Genomic DNA, 20,090 nt, shown 5'->3' with positions numbered 1-20,090 from the left:
CCCCGCACGGCGCCATGTCCTAGGCGGCCGGGCTGCCGGCCGTGCCCCCGGGGTTGTTGCCGGTGCGGGTTTCCTCGCCGCAGCAGCCCACGTAGCCCGAGGGCGGGCTCGTGGGGCCGCTCGCCACGGCGACCGGGCGGCGAGCGGGCGTGGCCGGCTGCGGCGACGGACCCTCGTCGTCCGGGCGCAGCAGGGCCGAGGCGATCAGTTCCGCCAGCCCGATCCGGTGCACCGCCGCGCCGTCCCGGTCGGTGCTGCCCGGCTCCTCGCCGGACGCGACGCGGGCGCATGCCTCGCGGGTGGCCTCCAGTGAACGCTGGACGCCGGGCCGGGCGTTCTCCATGCCGATGTCGGCGAGTTTGACGAGCCGCAGTGCGTCCCGGCCGCTGCCGTACTTCGTCAGGTGGTAGCTGAGACAGGACAGGACGTACACCCCGAGATCGCGGTCGCCCGCGAGCCCGGACGCGTGCAGGGCCGCCAGGAGGTACTGCTGCCCCTCCACGTAGTGCCCCCGGCCCTCGGCCAGCCAGCCGGCGAGCTGAGCCAGTTCCCCGATCGCGCCGTACAGCCGCCGGCCGATCGGCGCCTCGTAGGCGGCAGTGCCGCTGACCTGCCGAGCCCAGCGCAGCTCGTGCACCACCCACTGCGTGATCAGCGCCCCGTTCTGCGCGGAACCCAGCCTGCGCAGCCGGGCGATCCGGTCGGTCAGGACGTCGACCATGCCCGCGGACAGCTCGGGCCCCTCCGAGCGCGCGGTCGTCAAGGTGGTGTCCGCGGTGAGCCAGTCGACCGCGAGCGAGACCAGGACCGGGCCGGGCACCGGCTCGGCCGACTGCGTCAACTCCCCGGTGCCGTGCTCCTCCTGGTCGAGAAGGAGCCCGAGGATGCGGTCGACCTGCTGCTCGGACCACGGAGCCCCGAGCCCCGGACCGGCCCCACCGCTCCGGGCGTCCGGAAAACGCTGCGGCCATATCTGACTGATATCGATCGCTCTGCCCAGCTGCTCGGAGAGTATCGAGGCGACGAAGCGGGGCACCTGCCCGCGCGGATACGCGCCTTTGGCCCAGCCGTACGGAGCTTTCAGGCTGACGGTGCCCTCGCCGTACCGCCGGTTTATTTCCCGCGCCAGCCGCTCGGGCGACCAGTTCAGATTCTCCAGAAATGCTGAGAGGTGCGAAACCTTGTGCACCGGTCCATCTCCCCCTTGGTGCTCTCCTTCGGGTGTACGGCGGGCCTTTGTCGCGCCAATTCAGATTCTCACAACGCACGGACGGCGACACCACCCGCCATGGGTGGTGTCGCCATCCGGTCAACCAGACATGACCTGAAGCCTACTTGTGATCCCAGGAACCGATGCGCATGACTTCCTTCTTCACCACGTCGCCGAAGGTCGGGATGCCCTCGGTGGTGAACACCGCGAATACCGAGTGGATATGGGCGTCCTCGGTCACTTCACGCAGCAGGGAATGTGCCAGGTCGATGCGTGACGTATAAAGACCCGGCGATTCCGGCGGACCGACGCGGTAATCGCTGACCCGGTCGGTGTTGAAGAGGGCGGACGGCCGCACGATGGACCAGTCGAGGTCCGTGGCGCGCACGATCTGCTCCATCCGCACCATGTCGTCGTACAGGGTGCGGCCGAGGGTGGTGAGGGCGGGGTAGATCACCCTGCGGTAGCTGAAGCGCTCCAGGAGCGGCTTCTCCCCGGTCATGCGCGGTGCGTGCACGGCGAGCAGCCGCGAGGTCACCGTGACCAGCCGCTTGACGCCGTGCACGGCCATGGCGTCGGTGATGTGCGTGATGCCGCGGGAGAGCACGGTCACCGGGCGGCGCTGGTAGGGCACGCCCAGGATCGAGATCACCGCGTCCTGCCCGGCCACCGCCTCCTCGACCGCCCTCTCGTCGAGCACGTCCGCGCCGACGGTCCGCAACCCCGGCTCGGACAGCGGGAATCCCTCGGGTCGGCGCACCACGGCGGTCACCGTGTGACCCGCGTCGAGCGCCTGCCGGGTGAGGTGCCGCCCGGTCGAACTGTTCGCTCCGAACACCGCGAGCTTCAAGAGCCTTCTCCGTCCTGCGAGTTCCGCCGTTGCGATGCCGGCCGTACGTCCGGCTACGGCTTGGTGGCCGTGTAGAGGGCGAACGGCGGGTTCGCGACGAAGTCCGCCCAGTAGCCCTTCTCAGACAGCCCTGCCACGTGTCCGGGAGCGCGGTTGGGCAGCCGCCGGACGTCGACGAGCCCGGCCTTCTCCAGCGCCGTCTCGGTGGTGCCGGCCGGCCAGAAGAAGCCGTCGAAGGCGACGCGCGGTTCGACGTCCATCGCGATGCTGATGACCTGGCGGTCGCCGTGCTTCTCCTTCGGCGTGATGGAGAGTCCGTAGCGCGGATAGACGGACATCCGCTCCAGGTCGATGTCCGGGTTGGAGCACAGCGCGACCATGGTGCCGCCGGACACCAGGTTCGCGGCGCAGCGCGCCACCATCTCGTGGTACTCGGCCGTGTCCTTGGCGTGCACGAACGCCCAGATCGGGGCGACGATGTCGAACTCGCCGAGCACCGGTAACTCGGCGGCGTCGCCCACTTCGTAGGAGATGCCCAGCGGCTGGTCGTCCTCGATGGAGCGGGCGACGTCGATCATGCTCTGCTCGATGTCGACGCCGACGACGTTCTCCGCGCCGAAGCGCTTGAACATCCGGGAATAGAATCCCGTGCCGCAGGCCACGTCCAGGATCCGCTTGCCGGTGAGGTCCGGAAGCCCGGAGAGCAGCGTCTCCCGTTCCACGAAGGCGTAGGGCAGGTTCTTGACGCTGTCGTACTGGGTGCTGGAAGCCTGGTACTGCTCGCTGATCCGGTCGTGATGGACGCTCTTCTGCATGTTCCAGTGCCTTTCTGCGCAGCCGGCCGGGACGCTCAGGTGAATATCTTCTGGACCTTCCGTGAAACCCATTCGCTGACGGTCACGGTGTCGAAGCGTTCTATCGCGGGCGAGTCCGTGAACGGCCGCATCGGTTCGATGGAGGCGTCGTGGTTGGGGAGGTAGAAGAAGGGGATGGTGAGGCGGGAGGAGGTGTCGCCGTGCGGGGGGTTGATGACGCGGTGCATGGTGGAGACCCAGCGTCCGCCGGTCCACAGGGCCATGAGGTCGCCGATGTTGACGACGAAGCTGTTGGGGATGGCGGCGACGTCGCGCCAGGTGTCGGGGCTCTGGAGGACTTGGAGGCCGCCGCGGTCGTCCTGCTGGTGGAGGATGGTGAGGCTGCCGAAGTCGGTGTGGGGGCCGCGGCGGTACTGGCCGGGGAGTGGGGGCTGGTGTTGCGGGGGGTAGTAGTTGACGGCGATGGACGAGCCGTGGTGGTCGAACTTGTCGGTGAAGAAGTCCTCGTCGAGGTGGAGTGCGAGGGCGAACAGGCGCATGAGGTCGTCGGCCAGCTCGCTCATCGCGGCCATGTACTCCTGCCACACCTCCCGGAACCCCGCCGGCCGCTCCGGCCAGACGTTCTGGTGGGTCCAGCTCGCCCACTGGTCGCCGAGCCGGCTTCGCTCCTTGTCGGTCAGCTCGCCGGTGACATGCGCGGCGAACGTCTCGCACAGGTCCGGCGGGGTCTCCTGGTCCAGACTGCGGGCGAGCGTGCCGCCGGCCCTGCGGTACCCGGACACGCCGGGACGGGAGGCGACCAGGTCCTTCTGTCCGTCCGGTAGTTCGAAGAATCCGTTCGTCACCGTGAACATCCGGTCGACGAGATCCTGCGGGACCCCGTGACCGACGATGATGAAGAACCCCGAGCCGCGCAGCGCCCCGCCGATGGCCTCGGCGATCGCGGTACGCCCGCGCGGGCTCTCCCTGGAGGAGAGATCGATGACCGGCACGAAGCCATCGGTCACGGTCACGGTCGACTTATCACTGCTCACGGCGTTTCCTCTCGGTTCCTCCGCCGGCGGCGTCTTCCGCCCCGACCTTAGGAGGGGCGGATGATGCGTTGCCATACTCTGGGGGTGAATCTGTCACCTCGTCATGGTTCGTACGCGTATCTCCTCGGGACGGGGCGGGACAGGCGGAGTGCCGGAGCCGCCACCGGCGCGTCCGTCGGGGGAACAGGAGGCGCCGGTGGCGGTCGGTCGGGGTCCACCGGATGCGACCCCGACCGTTCATGGGTTCACCCGGTACCGGTGAACATCTTCCGGATCTTGCAGGACATCCACTCCCCGGCGATCACCCCGCCGGTCAACTGCGCGTCGCAGTCGCTCGGTTGCCGCTGACGCTGGCGCATCGGTTCGATGGAGGCGTCGTGGTTGGGGAGGTAGAAGAAGGGGATGGTGAGGCGGGAGGAGGTGTCGCCGTGCGGGGGGTTGATGACGCGGTGCATGGTGGAGACCCAGCGTCCGCCGGTCCACAGGGCCATGAGGTCGCCGATGTTGACGACGAAGCTGTTGGGGATGGCGGCGACGTCGCGCCAGGTGTCGGGGCTCTGGAGGACTTGGAGGCCGCCGCGGTCGTCCTGCTGGTGGAGGATGGTGAGGCTGCCGAAGTCGGTGTGGGGGCCGCGGCGGTACTGGCCGGGGAGTGGGGGCTGGTGTTGCGGGGGGTAGTAGTTGACGGCGATGGACGAGCCGTGGTGGTCGAACTTGTCGGTGAAGAAGTCCTCGTCGAGGTGGAGTGCGAGGGCGAACAGGCGCATGAGGTCGTCGGCCAGCTCGCTCATCGCGGCCATGTACTCCTGCCACACCTCCCGGAACCCCGCCGGCCGCTCCGGCCAGATGTTGGCCAGCGTCCACGTCGCCCACTGGTCGCCCAGTCGGCCGCGCTCCGCGTCGGTCAGCTCGCCGGTGACATGCGCGGCGAAGGCCTCGCACAGGTCCGGCGGGGTCTCCTGGTCCAGACTGCGGGCCGTCGAACCGCCGCACCTGCGGTACCCGGAGACCCCCGGCCGGTGGGCCACCAGGTCCTTCTCCCGGTCCGGCAGCCTGAAGAACGCGTAGGTGACGGCGACCATGCGGTCGACGAGGTCCCGCGGGACCCCATGACCGGCGATGACGAAGAACCCGGAACCCGTGCACGCCTGGTCGATGGCCTCGGCGATCGCGCGGCGGCCTGACGGCGTGTTCCTCGACGACAGGTCGATGACGGGGACGAAGCCGTCGGTGACGGCGGCGGTCGACCGGTTGCGTTGCATGACCACTTTCTTCTCCTCCTGCGGCGTGACGGTCTAGCTGGTCGCTTCGGCCATCCCTTCCGGTCGGGGAGTCCGTCCCCCGCCCCGCGACAGCAGGACGACGACCAGCGCACCGGCCACCAGGACGGCGAAGGCCACCCAGAGCGCCACGGTGTAGCCGTGCACCGTCCCGGCGGCGACTTCGTCCCGCCCTCGGCCGTGGTCCCGCAGATATGACGCGGTGACGCTGGTCGCGATGGAGTTGAGCAGCGCGGTGCCGAACGCGGCGCCCACCTGCTGCACGGTGTTGTACGCCGCCGAGGCGACGCCGGCGTCGGCCGGGTCGAGCTGGACGGTCGCCATGTTGGTCGCCGACGCCAGCAGACAGCCCAGGCCGAGGCCGGTGAGGATCATGGAGGGGGTCAGATAGACCCAGAACACCTGGGTGCTGTCCGCCTCCAGCTGGGTGAGGATCAGCATGCCGGCGGCGGAGGACAGCAGACTGCCCGCGATCAGGACGCTCTGTGCGACGCGCCGGTGCAGCTTCCCGGCGATGAGCATCGCGCCGACGGTGGTGCTCACGGCGTTGACCAGCAGGGTCATGCCCGCCTTGACGGGGGAGTAGCCGAGGATCGTCTGCGTGTAGTAGCTCACGAAGAGGTAGAAGCCGAACATCGCGATGAACATCAGGCACACGGACACGAAGGCCGTGCCCCGCACCCGGTGCACGAGGATCCGCAGCGGCAGCAGCGGATGCGCCGACCTGGCCTCCACCACTACGAACAGCGCCAGCAGCAGCAGTCCGCCGACCAGCAGGGCGAGCACCCTCGGGTCGCCCCAGCCGCGCGGCTCCGCCTGGGTGAAGCCGTAGACCAGGGAAACCAGGCCCGCTGCGCTCAGCAGCACGCCGGGGAGGTCGAGGTTGCGGAGGTTGCCGGTCGGACGGTCCCGCGTGATCAGCGGGACGCCGGCCAGGGCGATCAGGGACATCGGGATGTTGATGTAGAGGCACCAGCGCCAGTTGGCGTACTCGGTGAGCAGCCCGCCGGCCACCACGCCAAGGGCCGCTCCGCCCGCGCCGACGCCGGCGAAGACGCCGAAGGCCTTTCCGCGCTCCCGATCGTCGGTGAAGGTCAGGATCAGCAGGGACAGCGCCGCCGGTGCCAGCAGCGCCGCGAAGACGCCCTGCCCGGCGCGGGCGGCGAACAGCGTCGCCGCGTCGTTCGCCGCGCCGCCGAGCGCGGAGGCCAGCGCGAAGCCGATCAGGCCGATGGTGAAGGCCCGCCGGTGGCCCAGCGCGCCGCACACCCGCCCGCCCACCAGGAGGAGGCCGCCGAACGCGAGGGCGTAGGCGGTGATCACCCAGTGCCGGTCGGCATCGGACATCACGAGGCTTTGCTGGGCGGAGGGCAGAGCGATGTTCACGATGGTCGCGTCCAGCACGACCATCAACTGGGCCAGGCTCACGACCGGAAGCGTCCACCAGCGCTTTCCGGTCCGAACGGGGGGAGTGGGGACGTCCTGCTTGATGTCTGTCACGACTACTCGCACTATGGTCGGGATACTCGAACGTTGGTCTAGTGGTGAATGACCCTACTACAACTCGGGGCACCGGTGCGCCCGCGGTGGCGTTCGCCGATGTGTGCGCAAGGCGCCAACTGGCCTTATCCGAGAGGAAGTTGGTGCGCGTGGTCGTTGTGCGTGACGCGGCGCTCCCGGGTGGCCGCGGGACCGGCGCGCGGGACGTGCAAGACTCGACCGGCACGGATTCAGGGACGCGTCAAGCCCCATGGGAGGCGGGCGCGGGCATGCGGAGGTGGACGTCATAGCGGACAAAGAGCGCACGGAGGGCCGGTCCGGCGCGGGAGTGGCCAACGTCTGGCTCCGGGCCTCGCGCGGCAGGAAGGGGGAGCCGCCGCTCACCCGGGAACGCATCGTCCGGGCCGCCGTCGCCCTGCTGGACGAGGAGGGTATGGAGCGGCTCACCATGCGCCGTCTGGCCGAGCGGCTCCAGGTCGGGGCGACGACCCTGTACTGGCACGTCTCCACCAAGGGGGACGTGATCGACCTGGCCGTCGACGCGATCTTCGGTGAGACCGGGGTCCCGGACCGCCACGCCGAGGATCCCAGGGACGACATCGCCACCCTGGCCGGAAACTGGCGGCAGGCGATGCTGCGCCACCCCTGGGCGGCCACTCTGCCCGCCCGGCAGCGGCCCCTGATGGGCCCGAACTTTCTGGACTGGATGGAGTTCCTGCAGTCCGCGCTGGTGCGCGCCGGGCTGACCGGCAAGCGGCTCAACGCGGCGACGTGGGCGCTGTACAACCACGTCATGGGAGCCACGGCCACCCAGTCCAGCCTCCAGCTCTCCGCGGAGGAGGCTCGCCTCGGCCGGGAGTACCTGGAAAGCAGGCGCGACACCCACCCGACGGTCGCCGCGAACGACTACATCTCCGACGTCGACTGGGACACCAACTTCGCGGTCGGACTGGAGCTGCTGCTCGCCGGCATCGCAACCCAGACGCGCCGCTGAGCGGGGGGCGGGGGCGCGGGGCGCGTCCGCGCGGGGACTGCCGGTGTCGGGGCGTTGGCGCGGCGGGGGTGGCGAGGCCGATGACGGGGGCGGGGGCGCCGCGGGGCGACGGCCGGCGGCGTGGCCTCCGGCGGTGGGGTGGCACCGCGTGGCGCGGTCGGTCCGATTGAGGACGGAAACCGTCCGCATCCCCCGCTACCGTACGGCACATGACGCCCAACGCACCCGCGAAGGCATCCGCCCCGTGCTCGGCACCCGTGTCCTCAACCGCGGCACACTCGCCCGGCAGTTGCTGCTGCACCGCGCCCCGCTGTCCGCCGAGGACGCCGTCGCGCGCACCTCGTCGGGCTCCAGGCGCAGAACACCAAACCGCCGTACTACGCGCTCGCCGCCCGCCTCGACGGCTTCGCGACCGGTGGGAAATCGCTGCGGCGCGTCGCTGGCTTGAAGGTTTCTAGCGTGACGCTCGAGTGGCAAACTCCGACCTTGACCGGCTCACCGCCCTCGCCCGCGAGCTGGTCGAGACCGAGCCGCGCACCCCGAAGCAGCTGCGCGAATCGTCGGCGGTGTGGGTGTGGGTGTGGATGGTCGACCTAATGGTGACCAGCCGGGCGACCCTGCGGTCCCGCCATCAGTCCCGACAGCCTCGCTCGTCTTCCCTGACGTCGAAGAATGGAGACCCAGGCCAGGGTGTGGGGCTTTGCGGAAGTTGGTCAGTTGGCGGGCGCGAGCGGGCTGCACCAGCGGGCGCAGGGATACTGATCGCTGATTCCCAGGTGGTCCCGCAGGAAAGAACCGATCCGTCGAGTGACGCTTCGGGGTGCAAATGCTTCCTGGCCGCCACCGAAGTCCTCATGGATGACGGCAAAACCAAGCGGCCGTTGGTTTGGTCGTACTCGCGTGCGCCGATGGGCGTCAGGCCGGTGGCGGGGTCGTCGATGCCGGTACCCAGGTAGCTGCACCCGCTCCGACCTGCCTGTTGTATGGCTGGGGTGTTGAGGGCCGAGCGGGTGTGGGTGGAGACGTTCACCGGGTTGCGGGTGGATCAGTTCGGTCGGCTGTTGAGGGCGGTCCGGGAACGGGGTGGCGAGGGCTGCGGCTGGGGTCGTCCGTGGCGGCTGCCGCTGGCCGAGTGGGTGCTGCTTATGGCGGTGTATTACCACACGAACCTCACCATGCGGCAGCTCGCCCCGCTGTTCGGCGTCTCACCGGCGACCGTGTGCCGGGTGATCCAGCGCCTCGGCCCGTTGCTCGCGCTCGAGCCGGCGCGCACCTCCCAGGACGCAGTCGAGCGGCTGTGGATCGTGGACGGCACCCTCGTCCCGGTCCGCGACCGCAAGCCCTGACCCCGGGCAGTCGGCCTCGGCGGCTGTCCGAGGCTCGGCCCCGTGCCGTCCCTGACCGAGCCGGATGCATCCGCGCGCACTTGCCCCGGCGACGAAATCGGGCAGTGCGCCCGGTGCGGTCAGCCCGGAGGGCGCTGGGGCTCAGCCGGGGTGGCGGCCCAGCTGGCCAGGAGTTTGAGCCGGTCTTCGTCGCCTGTGCCCGGCTCGGCGGTGTAGATGGTCAGGGCGTGCGCCTGGGTGGCGGAGAGGGGCAGGTCCAGGGGCTGGTAGGTGAGTTTCAGGGGCCCGGCGTCGGGGTGCTGGAAGTGCTTGACGCCGCCATGGTGGATGCGCACGGTGTGGGCGGCCCATCGGGTACGGAAGTCGGCGCTGACGGTGGACAGCTCCCCGATGAGTTCGCGCAGCGCCCTGTCGCCCGGATACCGGCCGGCTTCGGCGCGCAGCAGGGCGGCGGTGATGTCGGCGGCCTCCTCCCAGTCGTCGACGAAGTGGCGGGAGCTGGCGTCGAGGAAGTAGTAGCGGGCGAAGTTGGGGCGGCCGCGGTCGTCCACGGTCTCGCTGGCGTAGACGGGGGCGAAGAGGGCCCGGGCGAGGGCGTTGGAGGCCACGATGTCCAGGCGGCCGTTGGTGACGAACGCCGCGGACAGGGTCACGGAGTCGAGCAGCCACTGGACGCGGGCCGGGATGTCGTGGGCCTTGCGGCGGCGCGGCGCGCGGCTGGCGGGCTGGGCGGCCTTGGCCAGGTCGAACAGGTAGGTGCGTTCGTCCTCGTCCAGGTGCAGGGCGTGGGCGACGGCGTCCAGGACGTCTTCGGACACGCCGTTGATGTGGCCTTTCTCCAGCCGTGTGTACCACTCGGTGCTCACGCCGGCGAGGACGGCGACTTCCTCGCGCCGCAGTCCCGGGACCCTGCGCCGGCCGTGGGTGGGCAGGCCGGCCTCCGTGGGGGTGATCCGGGCGCGTCGGCCGGCCAGGAAGTCCCGGATGTCGGAGCGGTTGTCGGGGCGGGAGTCCATGCCTTCCACGGTAGGCGCGGTCCGGCGCGGAGGGAGGCTGAGTCTGTACCCCCCATAGATACGACCTTCCTCGCGCGTGACAGAACCGGTTGCGTGGGATCGGCAGCCCGATGTCGATCCTTGTGGAGACCCAGGAAGTGAGCACCACCCGAGCAGCACCTTCGCGTCCCGCCGGCGACCTGCGGGTCAACGACCCGGAGGGCTCGCCCTCGCGGCTCCCGCTTGTCGTCCTTGTGCTGGCCCTGGGCACGTTCCTGATGGGCACGAGCGAGTTCATGGTGGCGGGCCTGCTTCCGCAGATCGCGGGCGACCTGCAGGTGAGCGTGGCCCAGGCAGGACTGCTGATCACCGTCTTCGCCCTCGGCATGATCGTCGGCGCGCCGGTGATGGCGATGCTGACGCTGCGGCTGCCCGCTCGGTGGACCCTGGTGCTGGCGCTGGGCCTGTTCGCTGTCGGGCATCTGGTGGCCGCGCTGGGCTCCGGCTTCGGTTTGCTGCTGGCGGCACGGTTGGTGACCGCGCTGGCGACCGGGGCGTTCTGGGCGGTGGCCAATGTGGTGGCCACGCGCGCCGCGGGGCCGGCCGCGAGTTCCCGGGCCGTGGGCGTGGTCGGTTCCGGCGCCATGCTCGCCAACGTCGTCGGCGTGCCGTTGGGGGCCTTCGCCGGTCAGTTGGTGGGCTGGCGCGGACCGTTCTGGGCCCTGGCGGTCCTCGCTGCGGCCGCCATGGTGGCGATCGCGCGCTGGGTGCCGAACAGGACGCGGGGCCACGGTGACGCGGTGTCGGTCCGAAGCGAGCTGTCCGCACTGCGCTCCGGCCGGGTCTGGCTGGTACTGGCGGCCTGCGTCACCACCCACGCCGCGGTGCTGGGGACGTACACCTACATCGCGCCGCTGCTGACCGACCGGGCGGGTATCGCCCCCGGTCTGGTGCCGCTGGTGCTCGTGGGATTCGGCGGCGGCGCCCTGGCCGGCTTCCTGCTCGGAGGACGCCTGGGGGACCTGCGCCCGCATGCGACAACCGTCGCGGCCGCGGCCGCGACCGCGCTCACCCTGCTGGCGCTCGGCCTGCTGCCCGGCTCTGCCGCGGCATCGGTCGCGCTGGTCGTCCTGCTCGGGTTCTTCGGGTTCGTGGCCACCCCGGTGCTGATCTCCCTCGCCGTCCGCTTCGCGGGCCGGGCCCCCACCCTGGGATCCGCGTTGACGGTCGCCGCGTTCAACCCCGGGACCGCAGCCGGCTCCTGGGTCGCCGGGCGCGCTCTGGTCCTGCCGCTCGGTGCTGCCGGACCCGCCACGGTCGGCGCGGCCGTCGCCGCCCTGACCCTGTTCCCCACGATCATCGTCGCCCGTGCCCGATGCCGCCGCCGGACACCGTCGCTCGACTGGCCGACAGCCCGGCCGCGATGAAACCCCTGGTGCCCCGCCGAGCCCGCCGGGGCGGTTACACCGTCCCGGTGGGCTCGCCGCACCACAGCCCCAGGACGGCATGAAGCGGCGAGGCTGCCGTGCCTTTCTGAACCCAGGCGCCCAGGCGCCGTCACACGAGATCGAAGGAGATGCGCACATGCGCGGAGTAGTGCTGTACACGGCCGGCGACGTCCGGGTGGAGGACCGTGAGGACCCCAGGATCGTCGAGCCCACCGACGCCACCGTGAAGCTGACCGCCACCTGTATCTGCGGCTCCGACCTGTGGCCGTACCGCGGCGTCGAACCCGCCGACCACACGCTCATGGGACATGAGTACGTGGGCGTGGTCGAGGAGGTCGGTTCCCAGGTCAAGACCGTCAAGCCCGGGGACTTCGTGGTCGGGTCGTTCGTCATCTCCGACAACACCTGCGAGATCTGCCAGGCCGGGTTCCAGTCCAAGTGCGTGCACGCCGAGTTCGTCCACGCGGGCATCGGCACCCAGGCCGAGAAGGCCCGGATCCCGCTGGCCGACGGCACCCTGGTGGCCACCCCCGGCCGGCCCGACCCGGAGCTGATCCCCGCCCTGCTGGCCGCCTCCGACGTGCTGGGCACCGGCTGGTACGCGGCCGTCGCCGCCGAGGCCGGGCCCGGCAAGACCGTCGCGGTCGTCGGCGACGGCGCGGTCGGCCTGATGGCGGTCCTGGCCGCCAAGGAACTCGGCGCGGAGCGGATCATCGCCATGTCACGCCACCCCGAGCGGCAGAAGCTGGCCCGCTACTACGGGGCGACCGACATCGTGGAAGAGCGCGGCGAGGAAGGCGTTGCCAAGATCAAGGAAATGACCGGCGGCCTCGGCGCGCACTCGGTGATCGAGGCGGTCGGCACGCAGGAGTCGTTCATGCAGGCCGTCGGAGCCACGCGTGGCGGCGGACACCTGGGCTACGTGGGCGTCAACCACGACGTCCGGATTCCCGGTATCGAGCTGTTCTTCGCCGGCATCCACACCCTCGGCGGGCCCGCCCCCGTGCGCCGCTTCCTGCCCGAGCTGATCCAGCTCATCTGGGACAAGAAGATCGATCCCGGCAAGGTCTTCGACCTCACCCTCCCCCTGGAGCAGGCCCCCGAGGGCTACAAGGCGATGGACGAGCGCCGCGCCACCAAGGTCCTGCTCACCCTCTGAGGACCGGGCCGGCAGCCCCGCTCGCGTCCTCCCCCCTCCCCACGTACGGACGGAGAATCCAACGACATGGCCCTGATCTTGGTGACGGGAGCCTCCAGCGGGCTCGGCCACGCGACGGCGACCGCGCTGGCGGGGGACGGGCACGACGTCGTCGTCCACGCCCGCACCCCGGCGCGGGTCGCCGCGCCCGCGGGAGAGGGCCGCTGGGCGGGCGTGGTGACCGGGAACCTCGCCGAGACCGCCGAGGTTCCCGGCCTCGCCCGGCAGGCCGCCGCATTCGGCCGCTTCGACGCGGTCATCCACAACGCCGGCACCATGCACACCCCCGAAGCGGTCACCGTCAACACGATCGCGCCCTACCTGCTGACAGCCCTGATGGACAAGCCGTCCCGGCTCATCTACCTGAGCAGCTCCATGCATCGGGGCGGCTCCACCGGGCTTGCGCGGTTGACCGACGGCACGGCCTCCTACAGGGACAGCAAGCTGTGGGTGACCACCCTGGCCATGGCCGTCGCCTCCCGCTGGGAGGGGACGGCCGCCCACATCGTCGATCCCGGCTGGGTGCCCACCCGGATGGGCGGCCCTGGCGCGACCGATGACCTGGTCGCCGGCCACCAGACCCAGGTCCGGCTGGCCACCCACGACGCCATCACGCCGCCCACCGGCGGGTACTGGTACCACCAGCGCACCCAGGACCCGCACCCCGCCACGCGCAGTCGCGAGTTCCAGGACCGGCTCCTGCACGCCCTGCAGGAGTGCACGGGGGTTCGCCTCGACTGACCGCAACGCCTGGGCCGGCGCGCCTGGCCGCACCGGTCACCAGAGCCAGGCCGCATGACCAATGCCTTTGCGAACGCGGGGGATTGACGCGGCGCAGGTGTCCGGGAGGTGCCAGTGCGCGAGCCTCCACGCTATGACCCCTCACCCCGCGGGGTGAGGGGTCGAGCTTGTACCCCCATAAACCCGACCTGCCACGCCTGGCGCAGAAGCGGTTCATTGGAATCGCGCCTCGGCCACGACACGGCTGACGGTCGCGCCCTTCCTCCCCCGATCGAATATGAGGTCCACTCGATGGAACGTCGCACAGCGCTCGGACTGATCGCCGCAACCGGCGCCGCCACCGCCGCCTCCTTCACCGCTCTGCCCTCCTTCGGTGCGGACACCGGCCGCGCCGCGGGCGCCGCGGGACAGGGCAAGGCCAGTGCCAGGAGCGGCCACACCTTCGCGCTGGACAAGAAGGTCAAGCGGGCCTCGGTGCGGTTCAGGAACCGCTACGGCATCGACGTCGCCGCGGACCTCTACGTGCCGAAGCGCGCCAGGGGCAAGCTGCCCGCCCTGGCGGTCAGCGGCCCGTTCGGCGCCGTCAAGGAGCAGTCCTCGGGGCTCTACGCCAACGAGTTCGCCCGCCGCGGCTACGTCGCCCTCGCCTTCGACCCCTCCTTCACCGGGGAGAGCGGCGGCACGGTGCGCGACGTGGCCTCGCCCGACGTCTGCACCGAGGACTACAGCGCCGCCGTCGACTTCCTCGGCCTGCAGAAGATCGTCGACCGCGAGCGGATCGGCGCGCAGGCCATCTGCGGCCTGAGCGGTATGGCGCTCACCGCTGCGGCTGCGGACAGCCGTATCAAGGCGGTCGCCGCGGCCTCGATGTACGACATGTCGCGCAGCATGTCCCGCGGTCACGAGGACTACTACACGCCTGAGCAGCGCCAGAAGGTCGTGGACCACCTCAGCCGACAGCGCTGGATCGACGCCGAGAACGGCACCTACGCACGGCTCTCCCACGAGGTCCCCTTCGACGAGAACGGCAACGTCGCCCCCTCGAACCGCGTCCTGCCCGAGACCCTCCCGGCGGACGCCGACCCGATCACGAAGATCTTCTTCGACTACTACCGCACCGAGCGCGGCTACCACCCGCGCTCGATCAACTCCACCACCGCGTGGACCGGGACCACACCGATGTCGTTCTTCGCCTTCCCGCTGATGGCGAACATCGACATGCTGGCGCCCCGCAAGGCCCTCCTGGTGGCCGGCGCGAACGCGCACTCCCGCTGCTACTCCGAGGACGTCCAGGCGAAGGCCCCCGACACCGTCGACCTCGTGATCGTCCCGGGCGCCGACCACGTCGACCTGTACGACCGCAAGGACCGCATCCCCTTCGACAGGCTCGACGAGTTCTTCACCAAGAACCTCGCCTGACCGGAAGTGCTCCAGCAGAAGCGGACTCCCGGGAACGGTCGGGACATGTATCGAAGGTGGACCCGCCGGTGGCAACGCCATTCGGCAGGTGCCGGTGCGGCTGCTGACCGCCAGGTCAAGGAGACGGCGGGAGGCGCGCGTTCTTACGACGGTGCGCGGACCTCGGCCGGCAGGTGGGTGTTGAGCCCGTCGAGGAAGGCGTCGAGGCCGAACTCGAACTCGCCCGGTGCCGAACGGTCCGGGGCGGTCGCCCGGGCCACGGCCGTGGGGTCCGTGCCGGGGTGCTGCTGGGCGAGGAGCAGTGCCGAGGCGAAGTGTGACGAGCCCTGCTGGGCGCCGGAGTTCTGCTCGATCAGTACCCACCCCACCACGTAGCTGATCACCGAACGGTGGGCGCGCACGGCCAGTTCGGGGGGCATGCCGGCGGCGTCCAGGAGGTGCAGCGCCTTGGCCGTGGCCGCCACGCTGCCCGGGGTGGGCGGGCCGCTTGCGATCAGCATGGCCACGCCGGGATGGGTGCGCAGCAGGTCGCGCAGGGAGAGGGCCAGTTCCCGGGCGATCGCCCGCCAGTCCTGTGTGCCCGACGGGTACCTCAGGTCGCCGAGGACATGGTCGACCAGGGCGGCGAGCAACTCCTGCTTGTCACGGAAGTGCCGGTAGACCGCGGTCGGGTCGGACCGGATCTCCGTCGCCAGGGTCCGCATGGTGAGGGACTCCAGCCCGACACGGTCCGCGATGGTCACTGCCGCCTGGAGGATCTCAGCCCGGGTCAGGCGTCGGCGGGGCTGTTTGGTCGATGGCATGGGCTCCATCCTACGTGCACTAACGCTGTTGACAACAGCGTTAGTGCATCTTAGTGTCCCCGCCATGCCATCTCCAGGTTCGCGGTCCGCCATCGAGCTCGCCTCCGCTGTTCGGGCAGGGGCGCTGTCGGCCCGTGCGGTGGCGGAGGAGGTCGTGCGGTCGCTCTCCTCGGCCTCCGCGGACTCCTTGGATTCCTCACCCTCGATCAACGCCTTCGCGCTCCACACGCCGGAACAGGCTCGCGCCGCGGCACTGAGGATCGACGAGGCCGTCGCCGCGGGGAGGGACCCCGGTCCGCTCGCAGGCGTCCCCTTCGCGGTGAAGGACCTCCAGGCCCTGGCGGGGGCGCCGACCGGGTTCGGCTCACTGGCTTGCGCCGATGCCGGGCCGGAGCGGGCGAGTTCGGTGTGGGTGGCGCGTCTGCTCGCCGCGGGGGCGGTACCGGTGGGCAAGACCACCACCGCCGAGTTCGGCCTGGACAGCGTCACCGCCACTCCGGCGAACGGGGTGACGCGCAGCCCCTGGGACACGGCCCGCTCGCCGGGCGGCAGCAGCGGGGGATCGGCAGCCGCGGTGGCAGCCGGGCTCGTGCCGTTCGCGACGGCGACCGATTCCGGGGGCTCCTTGCGCACGCCGGCGTCACTGTGCGGTCTGGTCGGACTGCTGCCCACCCAGGCTCTCCTGCCCGGCGAGGACGGGGACTCCCTGAACTCGGCGTTCCCACTTGCCCGCGAGGTCGCCGACGCGGCGCTGCTGCTCGACGTGCTGGCCCAGGGGGCATGTCAGCCCGTACTGCCACGGCTCGACGAACCATTGCCGGCCGGCGTGCGGATCGCGTGGTCGCCGGATCTGGGCTACGCCCGGTGCGGGAGGGCCGTCACCGACGTGGTCCACGAGGCGTACCGCGTCCTGGTTGAGGACGCGGCGCTCGACGAGGTGGACCTGGCAGTCGGACTGCCGAACCCCTACCCGGTCTTCCTGGTCACCCACCTGGCGTTCCTCAAGGACCACCTCGCTCGCCGGGGAGTGTGGCCGCGGAGGTCGCGGGCGCTGGCTCCGCTGACACGCCTGGCCCTCGAGGCGGCAGACGGCTTCACCGCGGCGGACCTGGCCGGCGCACGGCAGGAGCGCGCCGGCGTCGCCGACGCGCTGCGCTCGGTCTTCGGGCAGGTGGACGTCCTGGCCACACCGATGGCGGTGGGTGAGGCGTGGCCCGCGGACGGTCCCGCCCCGACCGAGGTGGACGGTGTCGACATCAGTCACGTGGGATCAGAGCCCTTCGCCCTGCCGGCGAACCTCGCGGGCCTGCCGGCGGTGAGCGTCCCCGCGGGCGAGGGCCCGAACGGCCTGCCGGTCGGCATCCAGCTCATCGGGCGCCCCGGAGCCGAAGGGCTGCTGCTGAGGCTGGCCCGTCGCCTGGAACTGGCACGGCCCTGGCGCCACCGCTACCCGTTCGCCCTCTCCCGAACCGGCGTCGGCACCCGCCGACGCTCTCTGTGAATGGAGCTCCCATGAGCCTGACGTCCCACGGCCAGCCGTCAGCCCGCGTCCTGGAGGCCCTCGAGGCCAGCCGCGTCCACGACCTGCGGGTGACCGACGGACACGCGATGGCCTACGCCTACAACTCCGGTGACCCCGACCTGGTCGAGCTGGGATCCACCGCCTTCAGCCGGCTGCTGGCCAACAACGCGCTCTATCCGGACGCCTTCCCGAGCACCCCCGTCCTGGAGAACGAGGTGGTGGGAGCAACAGCCGACCTGCTCAACGCCGGTGTGGACGCCCGCGGGATCTTCACCACCGGCGGAACCGAGTCCATCATGCTCGCCGTCCGCGCCGCACGCGACAGCCGGCCGGACGTCTCCACGCCGTCGATCGTGCTGCCGGAGACCGCTCACGCGGCGTTCTACAAGGCCGCCCAGTACCTGGGGCTGGACGCCGTGAGCGTGCCCGTCGCCCCCGACACCTTCACGGCCGACCCCGTGGCCATGGCCGCCGCGATGGACGAGCGGACCGTCCTGGTCGTCGCCTCGGCCTTCTCCTACGGCCACGGGGTGCTCGACCCCGTGGCGGACATCGCCGCGACGGCGGCCTCCCGAGGCGTGCTGTGCCATGTGGACGCCTGCGTGGGCGCGTTCATCCTGCCGTTCTTTCGCGAACTCGGTGACGACATACCGCCGTTCGACTTCTCCGTGCCCGGAGTCACCTCCATGTCCGCCGACCTTCACAAGTACGGCTACACCCCGAAGGGGGCGTCCGTCGTCCTCTTCCGCGACGCGGAACTGCGGCGCCACGCCCACTTCGCCTGTTCGCGCTGGTCCGGCTACACGATCATCAACACCACCGTCCAGAGCAGCCGTTCGGCCGGTGCCACCGGTGCCGCCTGGGCCGTGCTGCGTTACCTCGGCCACGAGGGCTACCTCGACATCGCGCGACGCACCCGCACCGCGTCCCGGCAGGTCATCGACCACCTGCGGTCGACACCCCGCCTCAAGGTGCTCGGCGACCCCATCGGCAACATGGCCGCCTTCGTCAGCACCGATCCCGAACTCGACATCTTCGTGCTCGCCGACGAGTTGAAGAGCCGCGGCTGGTTCACCCAGCCGCAGTTCCGCTACGCGTCCTCTCCGGCGAATCTCCACATCTCGCTGCACGGAGCGACCCTCGACAGCCTCACCGACTTCCGAAGGTGTCTCGCCGAGGCGATGGAGGCCGCCCTGCAGGCCGGCCCGGCAACCCCGGACGCCGAGACCCTCGCTCTCGTCGCCGGCCTCGATCCGAGCACCCTCACGCCGGACGCGTACACCGCGCTCCTGGCCGGTGCCGACCTCGGCGGTGACGGACGACTGCCGCAACGCATGGCCACCGTCAACCACCTCTTGAACGCGGCCACGCCCGCACTGCGGGAACAACTCCTACTGGCCTTCCTGGACGGGCTGTACGTCCCAACCCGCTCCGCCGGTGGCGAACCATACGTCCCGGATGTGCATCATCTCTAGCGAGCGTGACCCGTATACCCGTCCGTCTTCATCCGCGATCAAGGAGCAGCCATCGATACACGCCCAGCTCGCCTGTCCGGCCGGCCTGCGCGGCCTCGCCGCCTTGCCGCTCTCGGCCCGACGCTGCGGGGCGCTGTCGCGGGCGTTGTACTGACCGCTCTGTTCATGACGGCCCTGTGGTGGCCCCGGTCCGAGGTGACGTACCGCAACAGGGCACCCTCGTCGGTGACCTACGAAGACGCATCGCCTCACTATCTGGGGCTGGTGCATGAGCACAGCCTGTCCGGGCGACATTCCTACGAGCTGGTGATCGGCAGGGACCCCGGGCTGTCGTACGGGCACAGGGTGGGTCTCGACGCCGATCTGGGCGCGGGCGGAGTTGAATCCACCACGTGGACGGACTCCGGGGTACGCGTCCGCTTCCCAACCGGCCACGAGGTCTTTGTCCCGGCGAAGTTCTTCCTGAACGGCCGGTGACCCGTCGCGCCAACGCATGGGTTAGGGGGTCGAATGCCCGCACTCCTCACCGCGCTCGGTCTGGCCTTGCCGGCCGGCTTGGCGGCCTGGCTTGCTGAGCGTGTGCTTCGTCGCACTCGTCGGCCGACCAGGTATGGACGGTACGCGCCGTGGGTCCACCCAGGAGGCCGGCTCGCCGCGCCGCTGAACTGGGTGGCCAACAGCCGACTGCTGAGGAGACTGTGCGAGCCCCTTCCACCGGTGGCCTTCGTCAGCGACATCACGGACGTCGTCTACGTCAACTACGTGGTCGACGCTCACCGCATCGCGCCACTGATCCCGCCCGGCCTGGAGCTGCAGCGCGTCGGTGAGGCCGGTGACCAGGCCATGCTGACCTTCCTGAGCTACCGCCATGGGCACCTGGGACCGGCGCTGCTCGGCCGATGGCGGCGACTGCTGCCCTCGCCGCTGCAGAGCAACTGGCGCGTTTACGTGCGGCACCGTCGCACAGGTGCGTCGGGCGTCTATTTCCTCAGCACCGCCATCGATCGCACGCTGCACGCCATCGGCGCCCGCATGAGTGCCGAGGCGCTGCCCATGCACGTTCTCGAGCGGGCTTCGCTCCTCGTTTCGGAGGGCGGCCGGATCGATCTTCTGCTGGATCCAGGACGCGGCTCCGCGCCGGGCGCCGAAGCCCAACTCTCCCCACTGTCGGAGTGGCCAACGGACGGCCCCTGGCGCTGCGCCTTCTCCAACTATGAGCAGATGCTGGCCTACTGCGTGCCTCAGGACCGTGCGCTGTCGGTGCAGCCGTGGTACGGGCGGGTGACCCGGCAGGAGATTTCCCTGGGCATCCCTCTTGATGCCTGCATAGCGCTCACCGGGCCGGTTGTTTCTTCTACGGCCAGGGCAATCATCGGCGAGGCCGAACCCTTCGCTTTCCGGGTACCGCTCGTGAGGTTTCGCTTTGAGGGCGAAGAGCACGATCCGATCTGAACTGCGGT

General features: G+C 70.6%; 17 protein-coding genes and 2 pseudogenes. 11 read left to right on the top strand and 8 right to left on the bottom strand.

Annotation, left to right across the window (positions count from 1 at the left end):
* Positions 1 to 19: 19 nt before the first annotated feature.
* From ACFC1X_RS17230 to ACFC1X_RS17205, 6 genes are all read right to left on the bottom strand, one after another.
* Positions 20 to 1,189, bottom strand: coding sequence for a hypothetical protein (locus ACFC1X_RS17230; protein WP_376354268.1), 1,170 nt, complete (start codon positions 1,187 to 1,189; stop codon positions 20 to 22).
* A 142-nt stretch (positions 1,190 to 1,331) separates the two neighbouring features.
* Positions 1,332 to 2,060 (bottom strand): NAD(P)-dependent oxidoreductase, encoded by a 729-nt coding sequence (locus ACFC1X_RS17225; RefSeq protein ID WP_376354265.1) that lies wholly within the window; start codon positions 2,058 to 2,060, stop codon positions 1,332 to 1,334.
* A gap of 53 nt (positions 2,061 to 2,113) precedes the next feature.
* Positions 2,114 to 2,875, bottom strand: coding sequence for a class I SAM-dependent methyltransferase (locus ACFC1X_RS17220; RefSeq protein WP_376354263.1), 762 nt, complete (start codon positions 2,873 to 2,875; stop codon positions 2,114 to 2,116).
* Positions 2,876 to 2,910: 35 nt separating this feature from the next.
* The gene (locus ACFC1X_RS17215; protein WP_376354260.1) at positions 2,911 to 3,888 is read right to left on the bottom strand and encodes an isopenicillin N synthase family dioxygenase; all 978 of its coding nucleotides are present in this window, start codon (positions 3,886 to 3,888) and stop codon (positions 2,911 to 2,913) included.
* 266 nt (positions 3,889 to 4,154) lie between these two features.
* Positions 4,155 to 5,171, bottom strand: a complete 1,017-nt coding sequence (locus tag ACFC1X_RS17210; RefSeq protein WP_376354257.1) for an isopenicillin N synthase family dioxygenase — start codon at positions 5,169 to 5,171, stop codon at positions 4,155 to 4,157.
* 33 nt (positions 5,172 to 5,204) lie between these two features.
* Entirely contained in the window at positions 5,205 to 6,689 is a 1,485-nt protein-coding gene (locus ACFC1X_RS17205; RefSeq protein WP_376354255.1) for an MFS transporter, read from the bottom strand.
* A gap of 277 nt (positions 6,690 to 6,966) precedes the next feature.
* Here ACFC1X_RS17205 and ACFC1X_RS17200 point away from each other — a divergent pair, with 277 nt between their 5' ends.
* The 3 genes and pseudogenes from ACFC1X_RS17200 to ACFC1X_RS17190 form a co-directional block, all read left to right on the top strand.
* The gene (locus ACFC1X_RS17200; protein WP_376354252.1) at positions 6,967 to 7,683 is read left to right on the top strand and encodes a TetR/AcrR family transcriptional regulator C-terminal domain-containing protein; all 717 of its coding nucleotides are present in this window, start codon (positions 6,967 to 6,969) and stop codon (positions 7,681 to 7,683) included.
* 209 nt (positions 7,684 to 7,892) lie between these two features.
* Positions 7,893 to 8,243, top strand: a pseudogene (locus ACFC1X_RS17195) (winged helix DNA-binding domain-containing protein); the annotation flags it as partial.
* Positions 8,244 to 8,666: 423 nt separating this feature from the next.
* A pseudogene (locus ACFC1X_RS17190) lies at positions 8,667 to 9,020 on the top strand (transposase family protein); the annotation flags it as partial.
* A 128-nt stretch (positions 9,021 to 9,148) separates the two neighbouring features.
* Here the strand turns inward: ACFC1X_RS17190 and ACFC1X_RS17185 are convergent.
* Positions 9,149 to 10,045, bottom strand: a complete 897-nt coding sequence (locus tag ACFC1X_RS17185; protein WP_376354250.1) for a helix-turn-helix domain-containing protein — start codon at positions 10,043 to 10,045, stop codon at positions 9,149 to 9,151.
* Positions 10,046 to 10,182: 137 nt separating this feature from the next.
* Between ACFC1X_RS17185 and ACFC1X_RS17180 the strand changes: the two genes are divergently transcribed.
* From ACFC1X_RS17180 to ACFC1X_RS17165, 4 genes are all read left to right on the top strand, one after another.
* The gene (locus tag ACFC1X_RS17180; RefSeq protein ID WP_376354248.1) at positions 10,183 to 11,451 is read left to right on the top strand and encodes an MFS transporter; all 1,269 of its coding nucleotides are present in this window, start codon (positions 10,183 to 10,185) and stop codon (positions 11,449 to 11,451) included.
* A 157-nt stretch (positions 11,452 to 11,608) separates the two neighbouring features.
* Entirely contained in the window at positions 11,609 to 12,631 is a 1,023-nt protein-coding gene (locus ACFC1X_RS17175; RefSeq protein ID WP_376354246.1) for a zinc-dependent alcohol dehydrogenase family protein, read from the top strand.
* Positions 12,632 to 12,697: 66 nt separating this feature from the next.
* The gene (locus ACFC1X_RS17170; protein ID WP_376354243.1) at positions 12,698 to 13,411 is read left to right on the top strand and encodes an SDR family NAD(P)-dependent oxidoreductase; all 714 of its coding nucleotides are present in this window, start codon (positions 12,698 to 12,700) and stop codon (positions 13,409 to 13,411) included.
* A gap of 291 nt (positions 13,412 to 13,702) precedes the next feature.
* Positions 13,703 to 14,830 carry an alpha/beta hydrolase gene (locus ACFC1X_RS17165; protein ID WP_376354240.1) on the top strand — a complete coding sequence of 376 codons (1,128 nt, stop codon included), beginning with the start codon at positions 13,703 to 13,705 and terminating at the stop codon, positions 14,828 to 14,830.
* A 143-nt stretch (positions 14,831 to 14,973) separates the two neighbouring features.
* On the opposite strand, the gene ACFC1X_RS17160 is transcribed toward ACFC1X_RS17165, so the two are convergent.
* Positions 14,974 to 15,633 (bottom strand): TetR/AcrR family transcriptional regulator, encoded by a 660-nt coding sequence (locus ACFC1X_RS17160; protein WP_376354237.1) that lies wholly within the window; start codon positions 15,631 to 15,633, stop codon positions 14,974 to 14,976.
* A 64-nt stretch (positions 15,634 to 15,697) separates the two neighbouring features.
* Between ACFC1X_RS17160 and ACFC1X_RS17155 the strand changes: the two genes are divergently transcribed.
* From ACFC1X_RS17155 to ACFC1X_RS17140, 4 genes are all read left to right on the top strand, one after another.
* Positions 15,698 to 17,134 carry an amidase gene (locus ACFC1X_RS17155; RefSeq protein ID WP_376354235.1) on the top strand — a complete coding sequence of 479 codons (1,437 nt, stop codon included), beginning with the start codon at positions 15,698 to 15,700 and terminating at the stop codon, positions 17,132 to 17,134.
* An 11-nt stretch (positions 17,135 to 17,145) separates the two neighbouring features.
* Positions 17,146 to 18,630 (top strand): pyridoxal phosphate-dependent decarboxylase family protein, encoded by a 1,485-nt coding sequence (locus ACFC1X_RS17150; protein ID WP_376354233.1) that lies wholly within the window; start codon positions 17,146 to 17,148, stop codon positions 18,628 to 18,630.
* 225 nt (positions 18,631 to 18,855) lie between these two features.
* Positions 18,856 to 19,107 carry a hypothetical protein gene (locus ACFC1X_RS17145; protein ID WP_376354231.1) on the top strand — a complete coding sequence of 84 codons (252 nt, stop codon included), beginning with the start codon at positions 18,856 to 18,858 and terminating at the stop codon, positions 19,105 to 19,107.
* Positions 19,108 to 19,347: 240 nt separating this feature from the next.
* Positions 19,348 to 20,082: a DUF2071 domain-containing protein gene (locus ACFC1X_RS17140; RefSeq protein WP_376354229.1), complete on the top strand. Its 735-nt coding sequence runs from the start codon at positions 19,348 to 19,350 to the stop codon at positions 20,080 to 20,082.
* The last annotated feature ends 8 nt before the right edge of the window (positions 20,083 to 20,090 follow it).

Origin of the sequence: Streptomyces sp. NPDC056128 (assembly GCF_042263835.1) — a bacterium.
GTDB lineage: Bacteria > Actinomycetota > Actinomycetes > Streptomycetales > Streptomycetaceae > Streptomyces.
This window is presented reverse-complemented; position numbering and strand designations above follow the sequence as displayed.

Coding starts and splice junctions, on each gene's coding strand:
- ACFC1X_RS17175 (WP_376354246.1), top strand. CDS start 11,609: ATGCGCGGAGTAGTGCTGTACACGGCCGGCGACGTCCGGGTGGAGGAC.
- ACFC1X_RS17210 (WP_376354257.1), bottom strand. CDS start 5,171: ATGCAACGCAACCGGTCGACCGCCGCCGTCACCGACGGCTTCGTCCCC.
- ACFC1X_RS17170 (WP_376354243.1), top strand. CDS start 12,698: ATGGCCCTGATCTTGGTGACGGGAGCCTCCAGCGGGCTCGGCCACGCG.
- ACFC1X_RS17220 (WP_376354263.1), bottom strand. CDS start 2,875: ATGCAGAAGAGCGTCCATCACGACCGGATCAGCGAGCAGTACCAGGCT.
- ACFC1X_RS17155 (WP_376354235.1), top strand. CDS start 15,698: ATGCCATCTCCAGGTTCGCGGTCCGCCATCGAGCTCGCCTCCGCTGTT.
- ACFC1X_RS17165 (WP_376354240.1), top strand. CDS start 13,703: ATGGAACGTCGCACAGCGCTCGGACTGATCGCCGCAACCGGCGCCGCC.
- ACFC1X_RS17150 (WP_376354233.1), top strand. CDS start 17,146: ATGAGCCTGACGTCCCACGGCCAGCCGTCAGCCCGCGTCCTGGAGGCC.
- ACFC1X_RS17160 (WP_376354237.1), bottom strand. CDS start 15,633: ATGCCATCGACCAAACAGCCCCGCCGACGCCTGACCCGGGCTGAGATC.
- ACFC1X_RS17185 (WP_376354250.1), bottom strand. CDS start 10,045: ATGGACTCCCGCCCCGACAACCGCTCCGACATCCGGGACTTCCTGGCC.